Genomic DNA, 19,585 nt, shown 5'->3' with positions numbered 1-19,585 from the left:
ATAATCCTCACCTTAATATAAAAACATTTTAATTTTAACTTAACATTTAAGAATTATATTTAAAAGAATGATCATATCAAAAAAAGGATTAAGACAGCATTTTATAACTGTCTTAATCCTTTTTATCTTTTTTATTTCTTTTGACCTTTCATACCTTGGTCCATATTTTTGTTCATCATAGTCATCATTTGATTGATTTTCTTTTGAGAAGGTTTTTGACCCATTTGCATCATCATCATACGTAGCATTTCTTCATTAATAGGTGGGTTTTTTTTCAAATAATCCATCATATATTTTCTAGCTAAGAAGAAACCACCAACTAAACCTGCGATTAATGCTATTACAATTAAGATAATTGCTAACCACGTTGCCATTGTTTCACCCACTTTCTTTATCCTAATGAATTTTACTAGATTCAAATATTTATTTCAAGACAAATTTAAGACTTAAAATAATGCACATCAAAAATCATAACAAATTTTCTAATTTTATTAAACGTACTTTATAAATTATTTTAATATTAAAAAACGAAGCCTGGGACATAATAAATGTCTCAGGCTACAAATATATATTTAAATCGTCATTGAATTAAAATTCACGAATTTGATTTAAAACATTTTCTTTTGTAAATCCATATTTTTCAACAACTAAGTCGCCAGGAGCACTTGCACCAAATCCATCGATACCAATGACTTTACCTTGAGTACCGACATATTTATGCCAACCTAATGTTGATGCCATTTCAATAGCTACACGTTTAGTAATATTTGAAGGAATCACAGATTCTTTGTAGTCTTCTGATTGTTGTTCGAATGCGAACCAGTTTGGCATAGAAACAACTCGAACACCTCTACCTTGTGCGTCTAAATCTTTAGCTGCTTCAACCGCTAAGCTTACTTCAGAACCAGTTGCTAATAATAAATATTCAGGTGTTTCTTTAGATTCATAAACGACATATGCACCTTTACGCACACCTTCTTCTACTGTTTCTTCTGAAACATCTAAAGTTGGTAAATTTTGACGTGTAAGTACTAATGATGTAGGCGTGCTTTCAGATTCTAAAGCAACTTCCCAAGCAACTCTTGTTTCATTACCATCTGCTGGACGAATAACATTCATGTTAGGAATTGCACGTAATCCAGCTAATTGTTCAATTGGTTCATGAGTAGGACCATCTTCACCTACTGCAATAGAATCATGAGTAAATACAAATGTTGAATTTAATCCCATTATTGCTGATAAACGTAATGCAGGTTTTAAGTAGTCACTGAAAACGAAGAATGTTGCCCCGTATGGATGTAATCCACCGTGAGCTGCCATACCGTTAACAGCTGCACCCATACCAAATTCACGAACACCAAACCAAATGTTTTTGCCATCACGATTATCTTTATCATAATCTTTAGCATCTTTAACATTTGACTTATTTGAACCAGCTAAGTCTGCAGATCCACCAAAGAATGATGGCACATGTTTACTTAATGCTTGAATAACTTCACCTGAGTCAGCACGAGATGCTGCATTATGATCTGCATCAAATTTAGGTAATTCTTTTTCATAATTTTGTGGTAATTTACCACTAATCGCTAATTTGAACTCTTCAGCTAGTTCTGGATAAGCTTTACTATATTCTTCAACTTTATTTTTCCAATTTTCTTCATGCTCATTAGCACGTTTTAACATTGTAGAATTGAAGATATCGTAAACTTCTTGTGGTACATTAAATCGTTTTTCAGGATCTAAACCATATGCTTCTAATGTTAATTTACGTTCATCTTCACCTAATGGAGCACCATGTACGCCGTTAGTACCTGATTTATTTGGAGAACCAAAACCTATTACTGTTTTTACTTCAATAATAGTTGGTCCTTGTTGAGATTTAGCTTTATTAATTGCATTATCAATTTCTTCTAAGTCATTTCCATCTTTAACTAAGATGTAATTCCATCCATATGATTCAAAACGTGATTGCGTTTTTTCAGAAAAGGCTTTATCTAAATCACCATCTAATGAAATATCATTTGAATCATATAAAACGATTAACTTATCTAATTGGTTATGGCCGGCAAAAGAAGCTGCCTCATGTGAAATACCTTCCATTAAGTCGCCATCTGAAGCAAGTACATAAGTATAATGATCTACTACATTATAATTTTCTTTGTTAAATTTACCTGCTAAATGACTTTCCGCTAAAGCCATACCTACTGACATTGCAAAACCTTGGCCTAGTGGACCTGTTGTTACTTCTACGCCATCAGTATGTTTAAATTCTGGATGTCCTGGAGTTTTAGAATCCCATTGTCTAAATTGTTTAAGTTCATCCATTTCTAAGCTACCAGATACATGTAATAAGCTATATAATAATGCCGAACCATGTCCTGCTGATAATACAAATCTATCTCTGTTAAAATAATCTTTAGATTGGGGATTAAAATTTAGGTGTCTTGTCCATAGTGTGTATGCCATTGGTGCTGCACCCATTGGTAAACCAGGGTGTCCTGAATTGGCTTTCTCTATTGTATCGATACTTAAAGCACGAATCGTATCGATTGCTAATTGATCTTCTTTATTAAACATTATATTTTCTTCCCTTCTTCAAATAATACCTCAAATTAATTATAACTTATTTTAATATAAATTCATAAAGAAAAATCTGAAAAATCCCTCAGTTTTTCTATTAAAATAAATCTAAAATGATAAAATTTCACGCTTATTTTTCTTTCTTATTCTGTTGAATTTTCTTTAATTTTTCAGGAGTAACGTCATTACCTTCTGGATCTATCACTTTAGTATTTTCTAATTGCTTTTTGAATCCCTCTCTAAATGAATCAAGATATTTTTTTCTTAACTTAGATTGCTCTTTTGCTTCCTCGTTAGTTAAACCTTGCTCTTTCTTCTTTTTAGCTAATTCATTAATTCTATCAATATTCAAATCATTTTTAGACATTCAACTTCCTACTTTCATCTCAATTATTGTTCAATTATATATATCATATTTTTCTAACCTTATATCATATATTTTTATATTCTTATAATAATATAGCGTTGATAAACCTTCCATAAAATATAACAAAAAAAATGAGCATAACCAAATCGTTACGCTCACTTTCTCTTTATTTAATCTATCTTAGTGGGCTAATGCGAACATAGACCCAGATTTATGTTCGCTGTTCCCATCATTATTAGGTACTTGATGTTCATTTTGGTTAGCATTCTGATGAATTTCATGATCTGTCATTTCGTACGTTTGTTCTGAATGTGCACTTTGATTAACACTTAAGAAGAATACTAAAAAGATAAGGCAAGATACTAAAAATACTGCTATATATGTTAAAAATGTCTTTGTTTGTTTTGTTAACATGAATTTCACTCCTAGAACGTTTGTTTGTATTTATAATTTAACAGAACAGATGTTCCATGTCAACACTTTAACGAACAAACGTTTGTTATTTGATTATAGAGATGCTATAATAAACTTAAATAAAACTAGGGAGTGCCTATATATGAGAGAATTAACGAAAAGACAAAGCGAAATATATGATTACATTAAGCAGATTGTTCAATCAAAAGGGTATCCGCCAAGTGTTCGCGAAATTGGTGAAGCAGTAGGATTGGCCTCAAGTTCAACCGTTCATGGTCATTTATCAAGATTAGAAGAAAAAGGCTATATTAAACGCGATCCTACTAAACCTAGAGCAATTGAAATTGTTAGCGAACAATTAAACGATAATATTAGTATGGAAGAAACGATTCATGTTCCTGTAATAGGTAAAGTAACAGCCGGTATTCCAATTACTGCAGTCGAGAATATTGAAGAATACTTTCCATTACCTGAACACTTAACTTCCACACATAATAGCGATATCTTTATTTTAAATGTTGTTGGAGACAGTATGATTGAAGCAGGTATTCTTGATGGCGATAAAGTCATCGTTCGTAGTCAAACAATCGCAGAAAATGGCGATATCATTGTTGCGATGACTGAAGATGATGAAGCAACAGTTAAAAGATTTTATAAAGAAAAGAACCGATACAGATTACAACCAGAAAATAGTACAATGGATCCAATTTACTTAGATAATGTTATAGTAGTTGGAAAAGTAATCGGTTTATATAGAGAAATGTAATCATAACTTATCCTCATAACCCCCTATAAAAAAAAGGATTAGGCCATTAGCCTAATCCTTTTTATTTTGATTCTTATTCAAAACTTCTTTTACTTTTTCTAAGATATCAGGTTGTTGTTTTGATTTAGTTGACATTCTATCTACTTCCTTACAACTAATTAGTACCCCAACATATATTGTTTTAAACGATTAACCAGTATAATTTTCTGTCCAATATGGTTGTCGTTGATCATTAAAATCGACGCCTACACCTAAAGTTGAAAAGCTATCATTTAGTATGTTTTTTCTGTGCCCTAATGAATTCATTAATCCTTCGTGAGCATATATACTATTTTGTTGTCCATAGGCTAGATTTTCTCCAGCTGCATTAAAATCATGATGATCTGCTTTCAATCGGTCAAATGGCGATTTTCCATTTAAATCAGTATGATCAAAATAACTATTTTCTACCATATCTTGGCTATGCTTTCTAGCAGTGTCAGAAATGGATTTAGAATAACTTAATGTTGATAATTGTCTTTGCTTTCTTTCTGCATTAACGATATCAAAATCCTGTAATTCAAAACTTTTTTCTAAAGATTTAGAAGGTGCACCATATTGCTCTTGAAGCCTATTTTCCATTTCGTCACTTACTTGATATAACGCAGTGACACCATTCTTTTCATGTTTATCATAGAAAACTGTAGTATAAATATGCTTTTTGTGAAATACATCATATTCATCATTTTTAATTTCGAATCGCTTATTCCCTTTTTTTATCTCATCAAGAGGTTTACCTAAACGATCTCTCACCTTGTTTTTAGGTGTCGCATATTTTATTTTAGACTGAGAAGAAATTAAGTTTTGATTAGTATACATACCGTTTACTCTATCTTTAATATAACTAATCATGACAAATTGGTTATAATCATCATCGTAATACGTATACCAGTTGGTACCATATTCATTAGAAGTGATGCGCTTTTCTTTACCTAATTTATCTTCTACTTCTTTTTTTGACATATTCATTTGAACATTATTAATAGCAAACTCTTGTTTATTTGGAACATCCAAACTTATATCTTCTTCATTAGAATCTCCAAATGCCCAATGATCTATCTGTTGCCTAACTTCTATTTGAAGTTTTTCAAGTGGCTTTAACTCATTCAGTGGCAGAAAAATCACTAAACATAAACATGCGACAAAAAATACGAGAAACTTTTTAATTGTAGTCACCTACCATAAGATACTTAGTCTCTATCTCCGTTAAAGATTGAATTTCTAACAATCACATAATCTACTGTGCGAAGTGATTTTAAATCTTTTCCACCCGCATAAGAAATAGAGCTTTGTAAATCTTGTTGCATTTCTTTTAAAGTATCTTTCAATGATCCCTTATGTTCTACAAACATCTTTTTACCTTCAACGTTTTTATGTTCGCCCTTTTGGAATTCGGAAGCACTACCAAAATATTCTTTATAGCGTTTACCTTCGAGTTCAACTGTTTCTCCCGGTGATTCTTCGTGTGCTGCAAACAATGAACCAATCATAACCATTGAAGCCCCGAAACGGATTGATTTAGCAATATCACCGTGAGTTCGTATACCACCATCAGCAATCAATGGCTTTCGAGCTGCTTTACTACATAAATTAAGTGCAGCTAATTGCCAACCACCTGTACCAAATCCTGTCTTAATTTTAGTTATACAAACTCGACCAGGTCCGATACCTACCTTCGTTGCATCAGCACCGGCATTTTCCAATTCTCTAACGCCTTCTGGTGTTCCTACATTACCTGCAATAACAAATGAATTAGGTAAATATGATTTAATATGCTTAATCATATTAATGACAGAATCAGAATGTCCATGTGCAATATCGATTGTAATATATTCAGGTGTTATTTCTTCATTTGCGAGTTGTTCAATAAATTCAAACTCGGTTTTTTTTACACCAACTGAAATAGATGCAAATAAATGATTACTTTGCATTTTTTTGATAAACGGAATTCTAGCTGCTTCATTAAATCGATGCATGATATAAAAATAGTCATTTTCTGCAAACCATTGTGCTAAATCTTCATTCATAACCGTTTGCATGTTAGCTGGTACAACTGGAAGTTTAAATGAACGTGGACCAAATTGAATTGATGTATCACATTCAGATCTACTTTCAACAATACATTTGTTTGGTATTAGTTGTATGTCTTCATAATCAAATATTTTCATATTAATCTAAAAGCCCCTTTATAAAAACAATATATTTTGGGATAAATAGCTAAAATCCGAATAATCAAAACAAAATCAGTTGCTTTATTCAGAAAAATATTATCCTTACTTACTTTACATTGTTTTATTGTTCTTGTAAATGGACTTTAGTACGAGTTTTACCAACTTGATTTTTTCACACCTGGTATTTGTCCTTTATGAGCATGTTCTCTAAATGCGATACGTGACATTTCAAATTTTCTCAATACACCTCTTGGACGTCCAGTCACTTTACATCTACGCGTTAAACGTGTAGGTGATGAATCACGTGGTAATTTTCTTAAAGCTTCATAATCACCTTTAGCTTTAAGTTCTTTTCGTAATTCAAAATATTTATCTACTAATTCTTGTCTTTTTTGTTCTTTTGCGATTTTTGATTTCTTAGCCATTCTTATTACCTCTCTTTTTACTAATCGTAATTATTACGTTTTATATAATAACACGTATTTTGATTTTTGCAACCTTGAAATTTCCTTAGCTAAGTAAATTGTTGACTTTCTTTATTAAAAAAAGACCTTTTTCGATTAAGAAAAAGATCTTTTCGCATTTCAAATTGTCGTATTTGAAAGATAAGTGATTATTTAGTTTCACGATGTAACGTATATTTGTTTAATCTTGGGCAATATTTTTTCATTTCAATACGCTCAGGATTATTTCTTTTATTTTTAGTAGTGATATAGTTACGATCGCCACATTCTGTGCATGCTAATGTGATATTTACGCGCACGTTCAACACCCTTTCTAGTTAGGAATACTTACGATTTAAAATTCTATCATATAAATCTTCAGTGCGCAATCTTAACTTTTAATTTTTAAAATTCTCATAAGTTTCGTCTTGCTCACCTTCTAAATCGATTGAATTAATATCAATACCTAATGCTTTAGCAACACCTTTACCATAATCTGGATCTGCTTTATAACAATGACGAATATGACGTCGTTTAACATCCTCAGTCACACCATCCATCGCATTTGCTGTATTAGTAAAGAGTCTCTCTTTGGCTTCATCTGATTGTAATCTAAATAACTTACCTGGTTGTTCAAAGTAGTTATCATCATCTTGACGTTGGTTATATTCATAACCATCACCATCAGCTGGGAATGGTGGCTTTTTAAATTCTGGTTGAGAATCATACACACCTTGATTATTTGGATAATAATGAGGTCCGCCACCTTGGTTATCATCTAATATACGCATTTGTCCATCACGACTAAATGGACATAAATTTTCAATACCTACACCTTTAGGTTGGTTAACTGGTATCTGCCAATGGTTAACTCCTAATCTATAACGTTGAGCATCACCATAAGAGAATAAACGACCTTGTAACATTTTGTCTGGTGAATAGTCTAGACCTGGAACGATGTTTGTAGGTGCAAAAGCAGCTTGTTCAACATCTTGGAAGTAGTTATTAGGATTGCGGTTTAATTCAAATTCTCCAACTTCAATTAATGGATAATCACCATGGTACCAAACTTTTGTTAAATCAAATGGGTTATCTTTATGATTTCTTGCTTGTTCTTCTGTCATTACTTGAATATACATTTTCCATTTAGGATAATCGCCATTTTCAATCGCATTATATAAATCACGTTGTGATGAATCACGATCCGTAGCAATCACGTTAGCCGCTTCTTCATCTGTTAAATTTTCAATGCCTTGTTGTGTTCTAAAATGATATTTAACCCATACGCGTTCACCTTTATCATTGTACATAGAATATGTGTGTGAACCGAATCCATGCATATGTCGTAAATCTTTTGGAATACCTCTATCAGACATTAAAATTGTCACTTGATGTAATGCTTCTGGCAATCCTGTCCAGAAATCCCAGTTATTTTGTGCACTTCTCATATTTGTTCTTGGGTCTCTTTTAACTGCTCTATTTAAACTTACGAATAATTTAGGGTCTCTAAAGAAGAATACAGGCGTATTATTACCAACTAAATCCCAGTTTCCGTCTTCAGTATAGAATTTCAAAGCAAATCCACGAATGTCTCTCTCAGCATCTGCTGCACCTCTTTCACCAGATACAGTAGAAAATCTTGCGAACATTTCAGTTTGTTTACCTACTTCGGAAAACATTTTAGCACTTGTATATTGTGTAATATCGTTAGTGACTGTAAATGTTCCAAATGCACCAGAACCTTTAGCATGCATACGTCTTTCAGGAATCACTTCACGATCAAAATGTGACATTTGCTCTAAGAAGTAAATATCCTGTATTAAAAGTGGACCTCTTGGACCTGCTGTCATACTATTTTCTCTATCAGACACGGGTGCGCCGAATAAACCTGTTAACTTGCCGTCTTGTTTAGACATTAAATTCCCCTCCACTTAAATTAGAATTATTATAATATAGTATCCATTATAAAGTATCCCCTAAATGAATGAAACTTAAACGCCTTTTCTTAGATAATTATCAGAAAATTTGAATATTTTGCTTTAAAGTGCTAAATTACTATTGAATAGTAAGTATAAAAGAATTAAAATGATGGATATATTTAAAATAGATGGGAGACAGTATATGGAAGATAATAATATGAAGAGAGGTTTAACCTCCAGACACATAACCATGATTGCTATAGGTGGTGCAATCGGAACTGGTTTGTTTGTGGCCACAGGTAGTGTCATTTCCGAAGCTGGACCTGGCGGCGCTATTCTTGCTTACCTGTTAATTGGTATCATGCTTTATTTTTTAATGGCGTCTATTGGTGAATTAGCTACTTTCTATCCAGTATCTGGTTCATTTAGTTCTTACTCTACACGATTTGTTGATCCGTCATTAGGTTTTACCATGGGCTGGTTATATTGGGGAATGTGGACCCTTGTAACAAGTGTAGACGTTATTGTTGCAGCAAATGTGTTAAAGTTTTGGGATGCTTTTAATTTCTTTAGTCCCTTAGCTTGGAGCTTGATATTTATTACGTTACTTTTACTACTAAATATCTTCTCAGTAAAAGCATTTGGTGAAACAGAGTTTTGGTTATCACTAATTAAAGTAGTCACAATTATTGTATTTATAGTTTTTGGTATTTTGATGATTTTTGGTATTTTAGGTGGACATTCTTATGGATTTGAAAATTATACTAAAGGAGAAGCACCTTTTGTAGGTGGTATCTCAGGTATCTTAAGTGTTTTATTAGTTGCTGGCTTTTCTGTAGGTGGTACAGAAGTTGTTGCAGTCACAGCTGGAGAATCAAGTGATCCAAGTAAATCAATGCCTAGAGCGATTAAACAAGTATTTTGGAGAATTTTATTATTCTATGTATTATCTATAGCAGTTATCGCTGCAATAATCCCATATACTGATCCATTACTATTAAATGAAAGTCAATCTGTTACTCAAAGTCCATTTACAATCGTATTTGACCGTATAGGTATTGCTTTTGCTGCTTCAGTCATTAATGCAGTTATTTTAACTTCATTATTATCAGCTGCAAACTCAGGTATTTATACAACAAGCAGAATGCTTTATTCACTAAGTGTTGATAAACAAGCACCACAATTTTTCAACAAATTAAATAAAGCTACTAAATTACCGATTAGATCTATTCTAATAACTTATTTATTAGTAGTAGCTGTAGTAATATATGCTAATTTTAATTCTAATGCTGTATTTAATTTATTAAACATTATTGGTTCGATGGTCATCATTGTTTGGGGCTCTAGTATTTGGGCACAAATAAGAGTGCGTCGTGCTATTAAAAAACAAGGTAAAGATGCTAATGAATTATTACCATATAAAGCACCGTTTTATCCATTCGGTCCTATAGTTGTAATTGCTACATTATTATTCTTATTATTTGGTAGTTCTTTCGGAAGCATTGCTTCTGGTGATTGGATTAGTGTGATTAGAAACTTTGCACCTATTCTAATCCTAGCAATTATCTTCTTTGTTCATAAAATGATTAAGAAAACGAAGTTTGTCAAACTTGAAGAAATGGATTTAAGTTCTCATATTTTCAAAAATAATTAAAAGTCATTAAAATGATTAATATTCATTACACCTTTCAATTGATTTGTTTAACTAATTTTAATTGAAAGGTGTATTTTATTTTGTCAAAATGAACGCGCAACAATTAATAAATTACTATTGTTTTATAATTAAAGTTTATTTTCTGCAAACAAAATATCATGTATAATAAAGTTAAGAAAAATGGCTTATGAGGTGGTTTCAATGATTGGTCAAACAAATTTGTTCGATGATGTGATTAAAAGTGACGAACGTTTTGTTATTGTCGTGCAATCTTTAGAAGAAAAAAATGGTCAACTCGTTAAGAATACATTGCGAGAATATCCAAGTTTGAATCACGACCAAATGAACAACTTATTTACACATCTTAAAGAAGTATTTTTAGAAGAAAAGTTTCAAGAAAACCAATCAGCATTTACTATAACTGTTTATACAAACCTTGATTATGCTGCGGATCAAGTTTATGCACATGTTAAGCGCTATAAAGGCAAAAATGATTGGACACACACAGCAAAATAATCTAAAAAAAGACTTAGGTAACTTGTCCTTGGTATACATCGATAACATGTTAGTAAATATGTTATCGCGTTACCATCAAGATACCTAGGTCTATTTAATTATAAAAGACGTTTTAAAGCATGTGGAATGCCATTAGAATTATTATCTAAAGTTACTTCATCCGCAATATTTTTTAATTCGTCACTTGCATTACCCATAGCTACGGCATGACCAACAACCTCTAACATGGATTGATCATTTAAACTATCACCAAATGCAACCACTTCTTCAAGTGAAATATCTAGTTTTTTACATAATGCTGTAATAGCATTACCTTTTGAAACATCTCTTGCCATAAACTCTAAAAAGAAGGGCTTACTTGTAGTAACATCAATGTCCTCATTAAAGAAACCATTCAAGTCGATACGCGCTTCAGTAATATTACCTACATAATCGACGCCCATAACTTTTGGCACACTATGTGTAATATAAGATTTAATATCTTCCACACGTTTCATCGGTAGACCAGTTAATTCTGATTCAATATTCATGTATTCATGATCGCCATCATAAATAATATAACCTTCGTCATAAGTTAATACTAAAAAGCCTTTTTCACGGCAATAATCTACAATCGCGTCAAAATTTTCTTTAGATACGCTTTGACTTACTTCTACTTGTTCTGTAGTCATATTAATTGTTTTACCACCGTTATAACTAATAATATAACTTTCATGTTCATTTAATTTCAATGTTCTTGCTACAGGTAACATCCCTTCAGTTGGTCTTCCTGAAGCTAAAACAACTTTATATCCTTTGTCTTGAATATCAATAAGATAAGATTGTGTTTCTGGAGATACTTGATTCTCACTATTCATTAGTGTGTCATCCATATCCATTACGATTACTTTATATTTACTCATGTTATTTCGAATCTCCTTTCAATGACTTATCTATATTTTACATCAAAACAAGCTCACTGGTACACTACTTCTTCAATGACACCAACTTCATTGATAGTCACTAATTCTGAGATACAATGTGACATGTCTTTCTTTAAAGTTCTTACTATTTCACCACTATGTTCACGTGGACTCATCGTTAATACTGTTGGTCCCGCACCACTAATGACAGTTGCATATGCATTGTGTGCTTTAGAAATTTGTCTAATTGTTGCAAATTCTGGAATTAAATGTTGACGATAGGGTTTATGAAAACCATCTTGTTCCATCATTTTTCCAGCTAATTCATATTTGTGTTGTATTAATGCACAGATCATTGTATTACTGATTGCACTATTTCTTACTGCATTAGAATGTGAAAAAGTATTTGGTAATGCTTGACGAGAATCTTCAGTTTTAAGTTCATAAGGTGGTATTGTTAGTATGATATCTACTTTAGGTACATCAATACGTGCAACATCTGTCACTTTAGTATCTGGATTATAATAACCAGAAATTAATCCACCATATATAGTAGGCGCTACATTATCAGGATGACCTTCAAACTCAGTTGCAAGTTGAAGTAATTCATACTGAGATAATTGAATATTTCCGAAATAGTTAGCAATATAGAGTGCACCTACTAACGCTGAAGCTGAAGAACCTAAACCTCTTGCTAAAGGTATATCACTTCTCATATCGATACTTAACGCTGGTAACTCTACATCATATTTATTAGCAACTTTTTGAGCGACCTGATAAATATAATTGGACTTATCCTTTGGTAAACACTCTAATTCTTCATTAAAGTAGTTAAATTCCCAATTATCACCTTGAATTGCTTTGACGTTCATATGAAAATATTTATTTAATGCCATACCAATTGAATCAAATCCAACACCTAAATTTGCAGTTGAAGCGGGAATTTTCAACTTTAACATAGCTTCCATATTATAAAGCTCCTTTAATATACTGAATGATGCTTTCTTTATCATTAGGAAGTGGTTGAATTGGGTTGTCTAGTAAAGAAATAGCTGTGTCTGGATCTTTCAAACCGTTTCCTGTTAAAACAGCTACAACTTTTTTGCCTTGTGGTAAGCGACCAGCACGTTTTAATTTAATTAAACCTGCAATTGAGGCATTACTAGCAGGTTCACTGAATACCCCTTCCTTAGATGTCATCATTTGATAAGCTTCTAAGATTTCTTCATCTGTCACACTATCAATTAAGCCATTTGATTCGTTTAGTGCATTAGTCGCTTTCTCCCAACTCGCAGGATTTCCAATACGAATAGCAGTAGCGACTGTTTCTGGATTTTTAATGACCTTATTTTGAACGATTGGTGACGCGCCTTCTGCTTGGAAACCAAATAATTGTGGTAGTTGACTACCTTTTTTCTCATGATATTCCTTGAAACCTTTCCAATATGCAGTTATGTTACCTGCATTCCCAACTGGAATCGCCAAAATATCTGGCGCTTCTCCGTCAAGTTGTTCTACTAACTCAAAGGCACCCGTTTTCTGCCCTTCTATTCTAAATGGATTAACAGAGTTCACCAATTCAATATCGCCATTTTTAGCAATTTCTTTTACTATTTCTAAAGCTTCATCAAAATTTCCTTCGATAGATACGATTTCCGCACCATACATTACTGCTTGTGATAATTTACCTAAAGCAATTTTACCTTCAGGAATAACTACTATTGCTTTTAATCCTGCTCTCGCTGCATATGCCGCTGCAGATGCTGACGTATTCCCTGTTGACGCACAAATAACAATTTTTTTACCTTGTTCTTTTGCTTTAGTTACAGCCATAACCATGCCTCTATCTTTAAAAGAACCTGTTGGGTTCGCCCCTTCATATTTCACGTATAATTCAATTCCAAGCATTTCCGACATATTTGCACAATAAATTAACGGTGTATTACCTTCATTCAACGTTAATTGAGGTGTTTGATCATTTACAGGTAAATATGTTTCAAATTCTCTAACTAAACCTTGCCATCTTTTCATAAGTATTAAACCCCTTCTACTGGATAAACTTTATTAACATCAAATCCTGCATCATTTAATAATTGTTCAGGTGATTGATCTAATCCTAAAATTACTATTGCATACGTATCTGCGTCACGCTTAGTTACCTTTAATGATTTATGGAATGGTAAATGTGATTTAAGCTCTTTTTCTAACTTTTCTTCAGACTGTGCTTGAGATTTAAGCACTACATAAAAGTTTAACTTTTCTTGAACAAGAACAGCTTCTTCATTATCCATCATTTCTCTTGTCTCTTCAGTTTTCAATTCAAAATGAGGTGGTAGCGTATGTAAATTTGATTCAAAGAATAAAGCAACATTCAGTAAATCACTCACTACAGCACTGCCTGTAGCTAAACTACCTGCACCTTTACCATAAAACATTGTTTCGCCTACAGCATCACCAATGACATAAATGGCATTATACTCATTTTCAACTGCCGCAAGTTGATGCTTTTCATCGATCAAAGTAGGTTCTACGGATGCATTAACCTTTCCATTATTATAAGTTCCCTTACCAATCAATTTAATTTTATATCCTAGTGCCTTTGCCGCATTGATATCACTTAATGTCGTATTTCTAATACCTGTCAATTGAACATCATTAAGTTTAATCACTTGGTTAAATGATAGATAAGACGTAATTACTACTTTTCTAGCGGCGTCTACACCATCTACATCGTCTGTTGGATCAGCTTCAGCAAAACCTAGACGCTTAGCTTCCTCAAGTGCATCTTCAAATGTTGTTTGATCTTGAGTCATCTTTGAAAGAATAAAGTTTGATGTTCCATTTAAAATCCCCATAAATTTAGATATATTATTGGCATTCAAACCATTATTAATTGCATTCACAATAGGAATACCACCTGCAACACTAGCTTCAAATTTTAAAGCAACACCGTTAGCTTCTGCCAAATCTTCAAGTAATTTTAAATGTACTGCTAATAAATCTTTATTCGCAGTAATGACATGTTTTTTATTCTTTAAAGCACTACGTAACCAATCAACTGTAGGTTCAATGCCTCCCATAACTTCCACAACAATATCAATAGTGTCATCATTTAAAATTTCATTTACATCTTCAGTTAAGTGATATTGACTAATATTTAATGGACGTTTCTTAGATTTGTCACGAACAAGTATATGTTTGATAACAATATCTTTATTGAGCGTATCTTTAATTTGTTGCCTATTCTCTTCAATAATTTTAACAACGCCTGATCCTACAGTACCTAAGCCAAGTAATGCAATATTTAATTCCTTCATGTTGCTGTACCTCCTTGTTCACTTGAGAAAAACAAATGTATCGTTGAAAAATACTATATGATGGTATAGTATAGAATTATTCTTAATTTTTGTAAAGTTCACAATAATGAAAATATAACTTTATAGTACCACGCTCCACCGAAAAACTAAATAAAATTTTCTGATTTTTTAGAAAGGTTGTTTTATTATAAAAGTAGCTAAATTTGGAGGCAGTTCAGTCTCTAACGCCAAGCAAATTAAAAAAGTATTAAAAATTGTTAATGATGATCCAGAACGTAAGATTATTATCGTTTCTGCTCCAGGAAAACGTTCAAGTGATGATATTAAAACGACTGACTTACTCATTCGTTTATATGAAAAAGTCATCAACAACATTGACTATCAACATAAAAAGCATGAGATTATTCAACGTTATGCAGATATTGTTGAAGAATTAGATATGGACCGTGATATTCTTACTACAATTGATGAAACTTTGGAAAAACATATCCATCCGTGAACTTAAAGATAAACCTGCACGTCTTTATGATGCTATTGTGTCATGCGGCGAAGACTTTAATGCACAACTTATCGCAACTTACAACAATAGCCAAGGTGTTCCTACTAAATATATTTCACCGAAAGATGCAGGTATTTTAGTCACTGATTTACCTAAACAAGCTCAAATTTTAGATTCTGCCTATGAACAAATATTCAAATTAAATGATTACAAAGAGAAATTAATCATTCCTGGATTCTTTGGCGTTTCCAAACATAATTTTATAGTTACTTTTCCTAGAGGTGGCTCAGATATTACGGGTGCTATTATTGCTCGAGGTGTTAAAGCATCCCTATATGAGAACTTTACAGATGTATCTGGTATATTCAAGGCAAATCCTAACATTATTAAAAATCCTGAAATTATCGAAGAAATAACTTATAGAGAAATGCGTGAACTTTCATACGCTGGTTTTAGTGTATTCCATGATGAGGCGCTACAACCTTTACATAAAGACCGCATCCCTGTTGTTATTAAGAATACAAACCGTCCTGAAGATAAAGGCACATTTATCTTACATGATAGGAAAATCAATTCTAAAAATGTTATAAGTGGTATTAGTTGTGATAAAGATTTTACTGTTATTAATATCAAAAAATACTTGATGAACAGACAAGTTGGTTTCACAAGAAAGATTTTAGGTGTTCTTGAAGATTATAATATTTCATTTGATCATATGCCTTCAGGTATAGATAATATCAGTCTTGTCATGCGCTCTGACCAAATAAGAGATGTAGAAAGTCGTGTACTAAACGATATACAAAGACATTGTGATGTTGATGAATTGAGTATCGATCACGACCTTGCAATTTTAATGATTGTTGGTGAAGGAATGAATAGAGTTATTGGTACTGCCAGTAAAATTACCCATGCACTTGCAGAATCTAATATTAATTTAAAAATGATTAACCAAGGGGCATCTGAAATTTCAATGATGTTTGGTATCAAATTAGAAGACGCAGAAAAAGCTGTAAGAGCAACATATGAATTCTGTTATCATGGTGTTTGCATAAAAGATTAATTAAAAAAGCAACTTTCTAAATAGGACAAAATCTAGTCCTTTAGAAAGTTGCTTTTAAGCTTCTAATATCTTTTTATTATTTAAAATAGCTTCTTTAATTCTTTTTTCACCCACAACAAGTTTAAGAATGAAAAATTGATAGTAACTCAATGAATCAATTACTTTTTTATAATTCGAGAATTGATGATAGTTTTGGTTATCTAATAAATCATACATCAGTACGATTTCCGGTTTAATATAATCCACATCATAATTTAATGAATGGAAATAAATATTATTCTTAGGCAAACGAATTTGGGAATTCAACCTAAATATCCACTCATCATTCACAACATCATATACAAAAATCTCCATAATTTGACGCTCTTCATCATAAACATTTGCATGTGTAATTTCTTTTAATGACATGTTATGACTATCGGAACATTCACCAGCTTTATTAAAAAGGCGAACATTAAAATAATTAGGTATAGCTTTGACAACATCTATTAACTTTTTTCGTTCTACACAAATATCTACTTTTGAAGGTAGTTCAAGGTCATCACTTAAAAATAACTGCATTGCTACAACACCATGAAATTTGAAAGATTGTGATGATGATTGAATTAATGCTTCAACTAAAGTTTGAGTATTTGAATGTTCTTCCATATACATGTACACCACCTTCTTAGTAAACGCTTTCATACTCTATATTATACCTTCTAGCTACATCTTTTTCAATTGATTATTTGTGAACAATTAGTAAAAATTATATTTAATATCTTGATAAATTTTTATTATTTTATCTTAATTGGTGGTTACTCCAATGGTTATTTATTAAAAGTGTCTATAACGTTAAAATTTCAAATATTATTCTTAATTTCACTTACAATAGATTGAACATCATTAAATGTAAGTTTATAATCAATATTGAGTTATCAATTGTGTGATTTTGATTATATATATTATTTTCTTTTTCATAAAAATTAATATTTCATATCACTATCATACATATGCATTACTGTTTAAATCTAAATAGATTCGGGTGAAAATTATGTCAACTTTATCGATAATTCTAATAATTATCATCATTGTTTTGATTATCGCATTTTTCTTGAATCAACAGTATTTAAAAAGTAGAGTTGAAACTGAAGAATATGCAAAAAATCAAATCGTAGCCAAAAATTCAGCTTTAAGTGAGGAAAATCTTTCTTTAAAAAATCAAATGCTAAGTACCAACAAAGGCATTAGCCCACATGCATTCAAAAATGCGAAGCGTGATTTACGAGGTATCTTAGATCAATTTGTGGAAAGTGGTCAATTAAATGTATATAACATTATAGCAACGAGTAACCTTGCCACTAAACATCCATTATTTGATTATGTAAGATCATTTGATTTCATTATTGTTACTGATGTCGGTTTAATCAATGTTGATGTTAAACATTGGAACCAAAAAACTTTCTATCATTTTGATGTGCCTGATAAGCATATTAATTTAGACCAACAACCTCTAAATAGAGATAAAATAGTTGGACATTATATTAGTGAACAGTATCATAAACAATTCAATACTACTCGTGAAGGTGTCTATACATTCATTGAAATGCTTCAAGATAATCGAGTGATTTATGAATTTTATGATTATGATCCATACCAACAAGCTGCTAATAACGCTAAAGCATTAAAAGACCAAATCGAGTCACAGTTTAATTTCAAAATTCAAAGTATCGGTGTGGTTTATTTTAATGATGGAACTGTCAATATTATCGAAGGTTCTGAAGAAAGCGACAAATATGTAGACACAGTTTCAACTAAATCATCACTTGAAAAAGTGATTAGCGATGCAGTAAGTTTATCTAAACATCCACTAACTAAAGATCAAGTTGAACAAGTTACACAACAATTTAATTAAAATTGATATGATAAAAGGCCAATACATTTATGAAATGATATTCATAAATTGTATCGGCCTTTTTATTACATATTAACTCCAAATATTAACTTTGTTTTTCTTAGCTTCATTTTGAGCTTTTTTAAATACATCTCTATACTTGCCATTTGGCGCAAAGTACTTCTCTCTTGCTAAACCTTTTTCAATTAGTTCTTTATTATACATATGATCTTTATCTAGCCATACATATGCTAATGTTCTACCATATCTGTCATTTTTTTCTTTATCATATTCAAGATATACATCTTTATTGGTTAAAGTTTTCTTACTATAGTTTAAAGCTTCTTTACCATATGGTTGAACAGGTGTGTTCGGTTTAACTGTTTCAGGCGTATCAACACCAATTAAACGCACTTTAATATTTTTGTTGCCCTGTTTTGCTACAAATGTATCACCGTCAACTACCCTATCAATATGGACTTTTTCCTTTCCTTTTAATTCTGTGCTAGTATTTTCAGATTTAGATCCACTAAATGGTCCAGTATGATTAATAAATTGAAACAATAATACACAAACAACTATGATTACCAACACGAGTGTTGATAAAGACTTTTTCGATTTCATTGATGTCACCCATTCTTACTTATTTATCCTGACTAATCATAATGAATAATAATCATAGCGTCAATACTAAATAAAAATTTTTAAACAAGCATGACCATGATATAATAATCAATGATAGGAGTGAATTAACAATATGTCTAGTGAGAATAGAGTCACACTTATAGCAGTCATTGTGGCAGTTATAATAGGTATTGTAATGCAAGTTGTATTTAAATTCCCAACTATAGTTTCTGCCGTAGTTGCATTATTTTTAGGGATTTTTGTAGGATTTATCGTTTATTTAATTACTAATTTCATGGAAAAAAGAAAACGATAGCAATTAATTTTATGAAATATCAATAATAAACAAAGCGTGCCATTGAAATCAAATTCAATGGCCTTTTTTCATTTCAAAAAAATATTTATTTTGTAACATTTATGTGAATATTAGAGGAATAATTT

20 protein-coding genes and 1 pseudogene are annotated in these 19,585 nt (G+C 31.6%); 6 read left to right on the top strand and 15 right to left on the bottom strand.

Annotated elements, in window-relative coordinates; all coding sequences use genetic code 11:
• Positions 1-131: 131 nt before the first annotated feature.
• From ACJQQZ_RS03870 to sosA, 4 genes are all read right to left on the bottom strand, one after another.
• Positions 132-374: a YneF family protein gene (locus tag ACJQQZ_RS03870; protein ID WP_015365032.1), complete on the bottom strand. Its 243-nt coding sequence runs from the start codon at positions 372-374 to the stop codon at positions 132-134.
• Positions 375-588: 214 nt separating this feature from the next.
• Positions 589-2,577: a transketolase gene (gene tkt / locus ACJQQZ_RS03865; protein WP_145505231.1), complete on the bottom strand. Its 1,989-nt coding sequence runs from the start codon at positions 2,575-2,577 to the stop codon at positions 589-591.
• A gap of 133 nt (positions 2,578-2,710) precedes the next feature.
• Positions 2,711-2,947 carry a DUF896 domain-containing protein gene (locus ACJQQZ_RS03860; protein ID WP_002451303.1) on the bottom strand — a complete coding sequence of 79 codons (237 nt, stop codon included), beginning with the start codon at positions 2,945-2,947 and terminating at the stop codon, positions 2,711-2,713.
• 180 nt (positions 2,948-3,127) lie between these two features.
• The gene (gene sosA, locus ACJQQZ_RS03855) at positions 3,128-3,361 is read right to left on the bottom strand and encodes a DNA damage-induced cell division inhibitor SosA (protein ID WP_002451302.1); all 234 of its coding nucleotides are present in this window, start codon (positions 3,359-3,361) and stop codon (positions 3,128-3,130) included.
• A gap of 142 nt (positions 3,362-3,503) precedes the next feature.
• Between sosA and lexA the strand changes: the two genes are divergently transcribed.
• Positions 3,504-4,127 carry a transcriptional repressor LexA gene (lexA, locus tag ACJQQZ_RS03850; RefSeq protein WP_002451301.1) on the top strand — a complete coding sequence of 208 codons (624 nt, stop codon included), beginning with the start codon at positions 3,504-3,506 and terminating at the stop codon, positions 4,125-4,127.
• Between the two features lie 189 nt (positions 4,128-4,316).
• On the opposite strand, the gene ACJQQZ_RS03845 is transcribed toward lexA, so the two are convergent.
• The 5 genes from ACJQQZ_RS03845 to ACJQQZ_RS03825 form a co-directional block, all read right to left on the bottom strand.
• Complete coding sequence (locus tag ACJQQZ_RS03845) at positions 4,317-5,342, bottom strand: CAP domain-containing protein (RefSeq protein WP_080980119.1); 1,026 nt, start codon at positions 5,340-5,342, stop codon at positions 4,317-4,319.
• A gap of 14 nt (positions 5,343-5,356) precedes the next feature.
• Positions 5,357-6,334: a GMP reductase gene (gene guaC, locus ACJQQZ_RS03840; protein ID WP_002451299.1), complete on the bottom strand. Its 978-nt coding sequence runs from the start codon at positions 6,332-6,334 to the stop codon at positions 5,357-5,359.
• 158 nt (positions 6,335-6,492) lie between these two features.
• Positions 6,493-6,762, bottom strand: coding sequence for a 30S ribosomal protein S14 (gene rpsN / locus ACJQQZ_RS03835; protein WP_002451298.1), 270 nt, complete (start codon positions 6,760-6,762; stop codon positions 6,493-6,495).
• 188 nt (positions 6,763-6,950) lie between these two features.
• Positions 6,951-7,100, bottom strand: a complete 150-nt coding sequence (gene rpmG / locus ACJQQZ_RS03830) for a 50S ribosomal protein L33 (RefSeq protein ID WP_001831295.1) — start codon at positions 7,098-7,100, stop codon at positions 6,951-6,953.
• A 78-nt stretch (positions 7,101-7,178) separates the two neighbouring features.
• Complete coding sequence (locus tag ACJQQZ_RS03825) at positions 7,179-8,696, bottom strand: catalase (RefSeq protein ID WP_145505229.1); 1,518 nt, start codon at positions 8,694-8,696, stop codon at positions 7,179-7,181.
• Positions 8,697-8,901: 205 nt separating this feature from the next.
• On the opposite strand from ACJQQZ_RS03825, the gene ACJQQZ_RS03820 reads away from it, so the two are divergent.
• Positions 8,902-10,353: an amino acid permease gene (locus tag ACJQQZ_RS03820; RefSeq protein WP_124224744.1), complete on the top strand. Its 1,452-nt coding sequence runs from the start codon at positions 8,902-8,904 to the stop codon at positions 10,351-10,353.
• 201 nt (positions 10,354-10,554) lie between these two features.
• Positions 10,555-10,869 (top strand): hypothetical protein, encoded by a 315-nt coding sequence (locus ACJQQZ_RS03815; protein WP_002451295.1) that lies wholly within the window; start codon positions 10,555-10,557, stop codon positions 10,867-10,869.
• Positions 10,870-10,967: 98 nt separating this feature from the next.
• Here ACJQQZ_RS03815 and ACJQQZ_RS03810 read toward each other — a convergent pair whose 3' ends face one another.
• Genes ACJQQZ_RS03810 through ACJQQZ_RS03795 form a run of 4 tightly spaced genes read right to left on the bottom strand, consistent with a single transcriptional unit; the run spans position 10,968 to position 15,088 of the window.
• Positions 10,968-11,771 carry a Cof-type HAD-IIB family hydrolase gene (locus tag ACJQQZ_RS03810; protein WP_002451294.1) on the bottom strand — a complete coding sequence of 268 codons (804 nt, stop codon included), beginning with the start codon at positions 11,769-11,771 and terminating at the stop codon, positions 10,968-10,970.
• Between the two features lie 53 nt (positions 11,772-11,824).
• A complete protein-coding gene (gene thrB, locus ACJQQZ_RS03805) occupies positions 11,825-12,739 on the bottom strand; it encodes a homoserine kinase (RefSeq protein ID WP_145505226.1) in 915 nt (304 codons plus the stop codon).
• Position 12,740: 1 nt separating this feature from the next.
• A complete protein-coding gene (gene thrC / locus ACJQQZ_RS03800) occupies positions 12,741-13,802 on the bottom strand; it encodes a threonine synthase (RefSeq protein WP_049424810.1) in 1,062 nt (353 codons plus the stop codon).
• A gap of 5 nt (positions 13,803-13,807) precedes the next feature.
• Positions 13,808-15,088 (bottom strand): homoserine dehydrogenase, encoded by a 1,281-nt coding sequence (locus ACJQQZ_RS03795; RefSeq protein ID WP_145505224.1) that lies wholly within the window; start codon positions 15,086-15,088, stop codon positions 13,808-13,810.
• Positions 15,089-15,275: 187 nt separating this feature from the next.
• Here ACJQQZ_RS03795 and ACJQQZ_RS03790 point away from each other — a divergent pair.
• Positions 15,276-16,647: pseudogene (locus ACJQQZ_RS03790) on the top strand (aspartate kinase).
• 54 nt (positions 16,648-16,701) lie between these two features.
• On the opposite strand, the gene ACJQQZ_RS03785 reads toward ACJQQZ_RS03790, so the two are convergent.
• Positions 16,702-17,301: a hypothetical protein gene (locus ACJQQZ_RS03785; RefSeq protein WP_049424816.1), complete on the bottom strand. Its 600-nt coding sequence runs from the start codon at positions 17,299-17,301 to the stop codon at positions 16,702-16,704.
• 379 nt (positions 17,302-17,680) lie between these two features.
• Between ACJQQZ_RS03785 and ACJQQZ_RS03780 the strand changes: the two genes are divergently transcribed.
• Complete coding sequence (locus ACJQQZ_RS03780) at positions 17,681-18,541, top strand: hypothetical protein (RefSeq protein WP_002451288.1); 861 nt, start codon at positions 17,681-17,683, stop codon at positions 18,539-18,541.
• Between the two features lie 72 nt (positions 18,542-18,613).
• On the opposite strand, the gene nucI is transcribed toward ACJQQZ_RS03780, so the two are convergent.
• Positions 18,614-19,144, bottom strand: coding sequence for a thermonuclease NucI (gene nucI / locus ACJQQZ_RS03775; RefSeq protein ID WP_049424818.1), 531 nt, complete (start codon positions 19,142-19,144; stop codon positions 18,614-18,616).
• A 133-nt stretch (positions 19,145-19,277) separates the two neighbouring features.
• Between nucI and ACJQQZ_RS03770 the strand changes: the two genes are divergently transcribed.
• Positions 19,278-19,460 (top strand): hypothetical protein, encoded by a 183-nt coding sequence (locus ACJQQZ_RS03770; protein ID WP_002451286.1) that lies wholly within the window; start codon positions 19,278-19,280, stop codon positions 19,458-19,460.
• Positions 19,461-19,585: the final 125 nt, after the last annotated feature.

The organism is Staphylococcus sp. KUGN1, assembly GCF_045984185.1.
In the GTDB taxonomy this organism is placed as follows: Bacteria; Bacillota; Bacilli; order Staphylococcales; family Staphylococcaceae; genus Staphylococcus; species Staphylococcus warneri_A.
This window is presented reverse-complemented; position numbering and strand designations above follow the sequence as displayed.

Excerpts from the sequence above, each read along its gene's own strand:
- ACJQQZ_RS03870 (WP_015365032.1), bottom strand. The coding sequence starts at position 374 with ATGGCAACGTGGTTAGCAATTATCTTAATTGTAATAGCATTAATCGCA.
- tkt (WP_145505231.1), bottom strand. The coding sequence starts at position 2,577 with ATGTTTAATAAAGAAGATCAATTAGCAATCGATACGATTCGTGCTTTA.
- ACJQQZ_RS03860 (WP_002451303.1), bottom strand. The coding sequence starts at position 2,947 with ATGTCTAAAAATGATTTGAATATTGATAGAATTAATGAATTAGCTAAA.
- sosA (WP_002451302.1), bottom strand. The coding sequence starts at position 3,361 with ATGTTAACAAAACAAACAAAGACATTTTTAACATATATAGCAGTATTT.
- lexA (WP_002451301.1), top strand. The coding sequence starts at position 3,504 with ATGAGAGAATTAACGAAAAGACAAAGCGAAATATATGATTACATTAAG.
- guaC (WP_002451299.1), bottom strand. The coding sequence starts at position 6,334 with ATGAAAATATTTGATTATGAAGACATACAACTAATACCAAACAAATGT.
- rpsN (WP_002451298.1), bottom strand. The coding sequence starts at position 6,762 with ATGGCTAAGAAATCAAAAATCGCAAAAGAACAAAAAAGACAAGAATTA.
- ACJQQZ_RS03825 (WP_145505229.1), bottom strand. The coding sequence starts at position 8,696 with ATGTCTAAACAAGACGGCAAGTTAACAGGTTTATTCGGCGCACCCGTG.
- ACJQQZ_RS03820 (WP_124224744.1), top strand. The coding sequence starts at position 8,902 with ATGGAAGATAATAATATGAAGAGAGGTTTAACCTCCAGACACATAACC.
- ACJQQZ_RS03815 (WP_002451295.1), top strand. The coding sequence starts at position 10,555 with ATGATTGGTCAAACAAATTTGTTCGATGATGTGATTAAAAGTGACGAA.
- ACJQQZ_RS03810 (WP_002451294.1), bottom strand. The coding sequence starts at position 11,771 with ATGAGTAAATATAAAGTAATCGTAATGGATATGGATGACACACTAATG.
- thrB (WP_145505226.1), bottom strand. The coding sequence starts at position 12,739 with ATGGAAGCTATGTTAAAGTTGAAAATTCCCGCTTCAACTGCAAATTTA.
- thrC (WP_049424810.1), bottom strand. The coding sequence starts at position 13,802 with ATGAAAAGATGGCAAGGTTTAGTTAGAGAATTTGAAACATATTTACCT.
- ACJQQZ_RS03795 (WP_145505224.1), bottom strand. The coding sequence starts at position 15,088 with ATGAAGGAATTAAATATTGCATTACTTGGCTTAGGTACTGTAGGATCA.
- ACJQQZ_RS03785 (WP_049424816.1), bottom strand. The coding sequence starts at position 17,301 with ATGTATATGGAAGAACATTCAAATACTCAAACTTTAGTTGAAGCATTA.
- ACJQQZ_RS03780 (WP_002451288.1), top strand. The coding sequence starts at position 17,681 with ATGTCAACTTTATCGATAATTCTAATAATTATCATCATTGTTTTGATT.
- nucI (WP_049424818.1), bottom strand. The coding sequence starts at position 19,144 with ATGAAATCGAAAAAGTCTTTATCAACACTCGTGTTGGTAATCATAGTT.
- ACJQQZ_RS03770 (WP_002451286.1), top strand. The coding sequence starts at position 19,278 with ATGTCTAGTGAGAATAGAGTCACACTTATAGCAGTCATTGTGGCAGTT.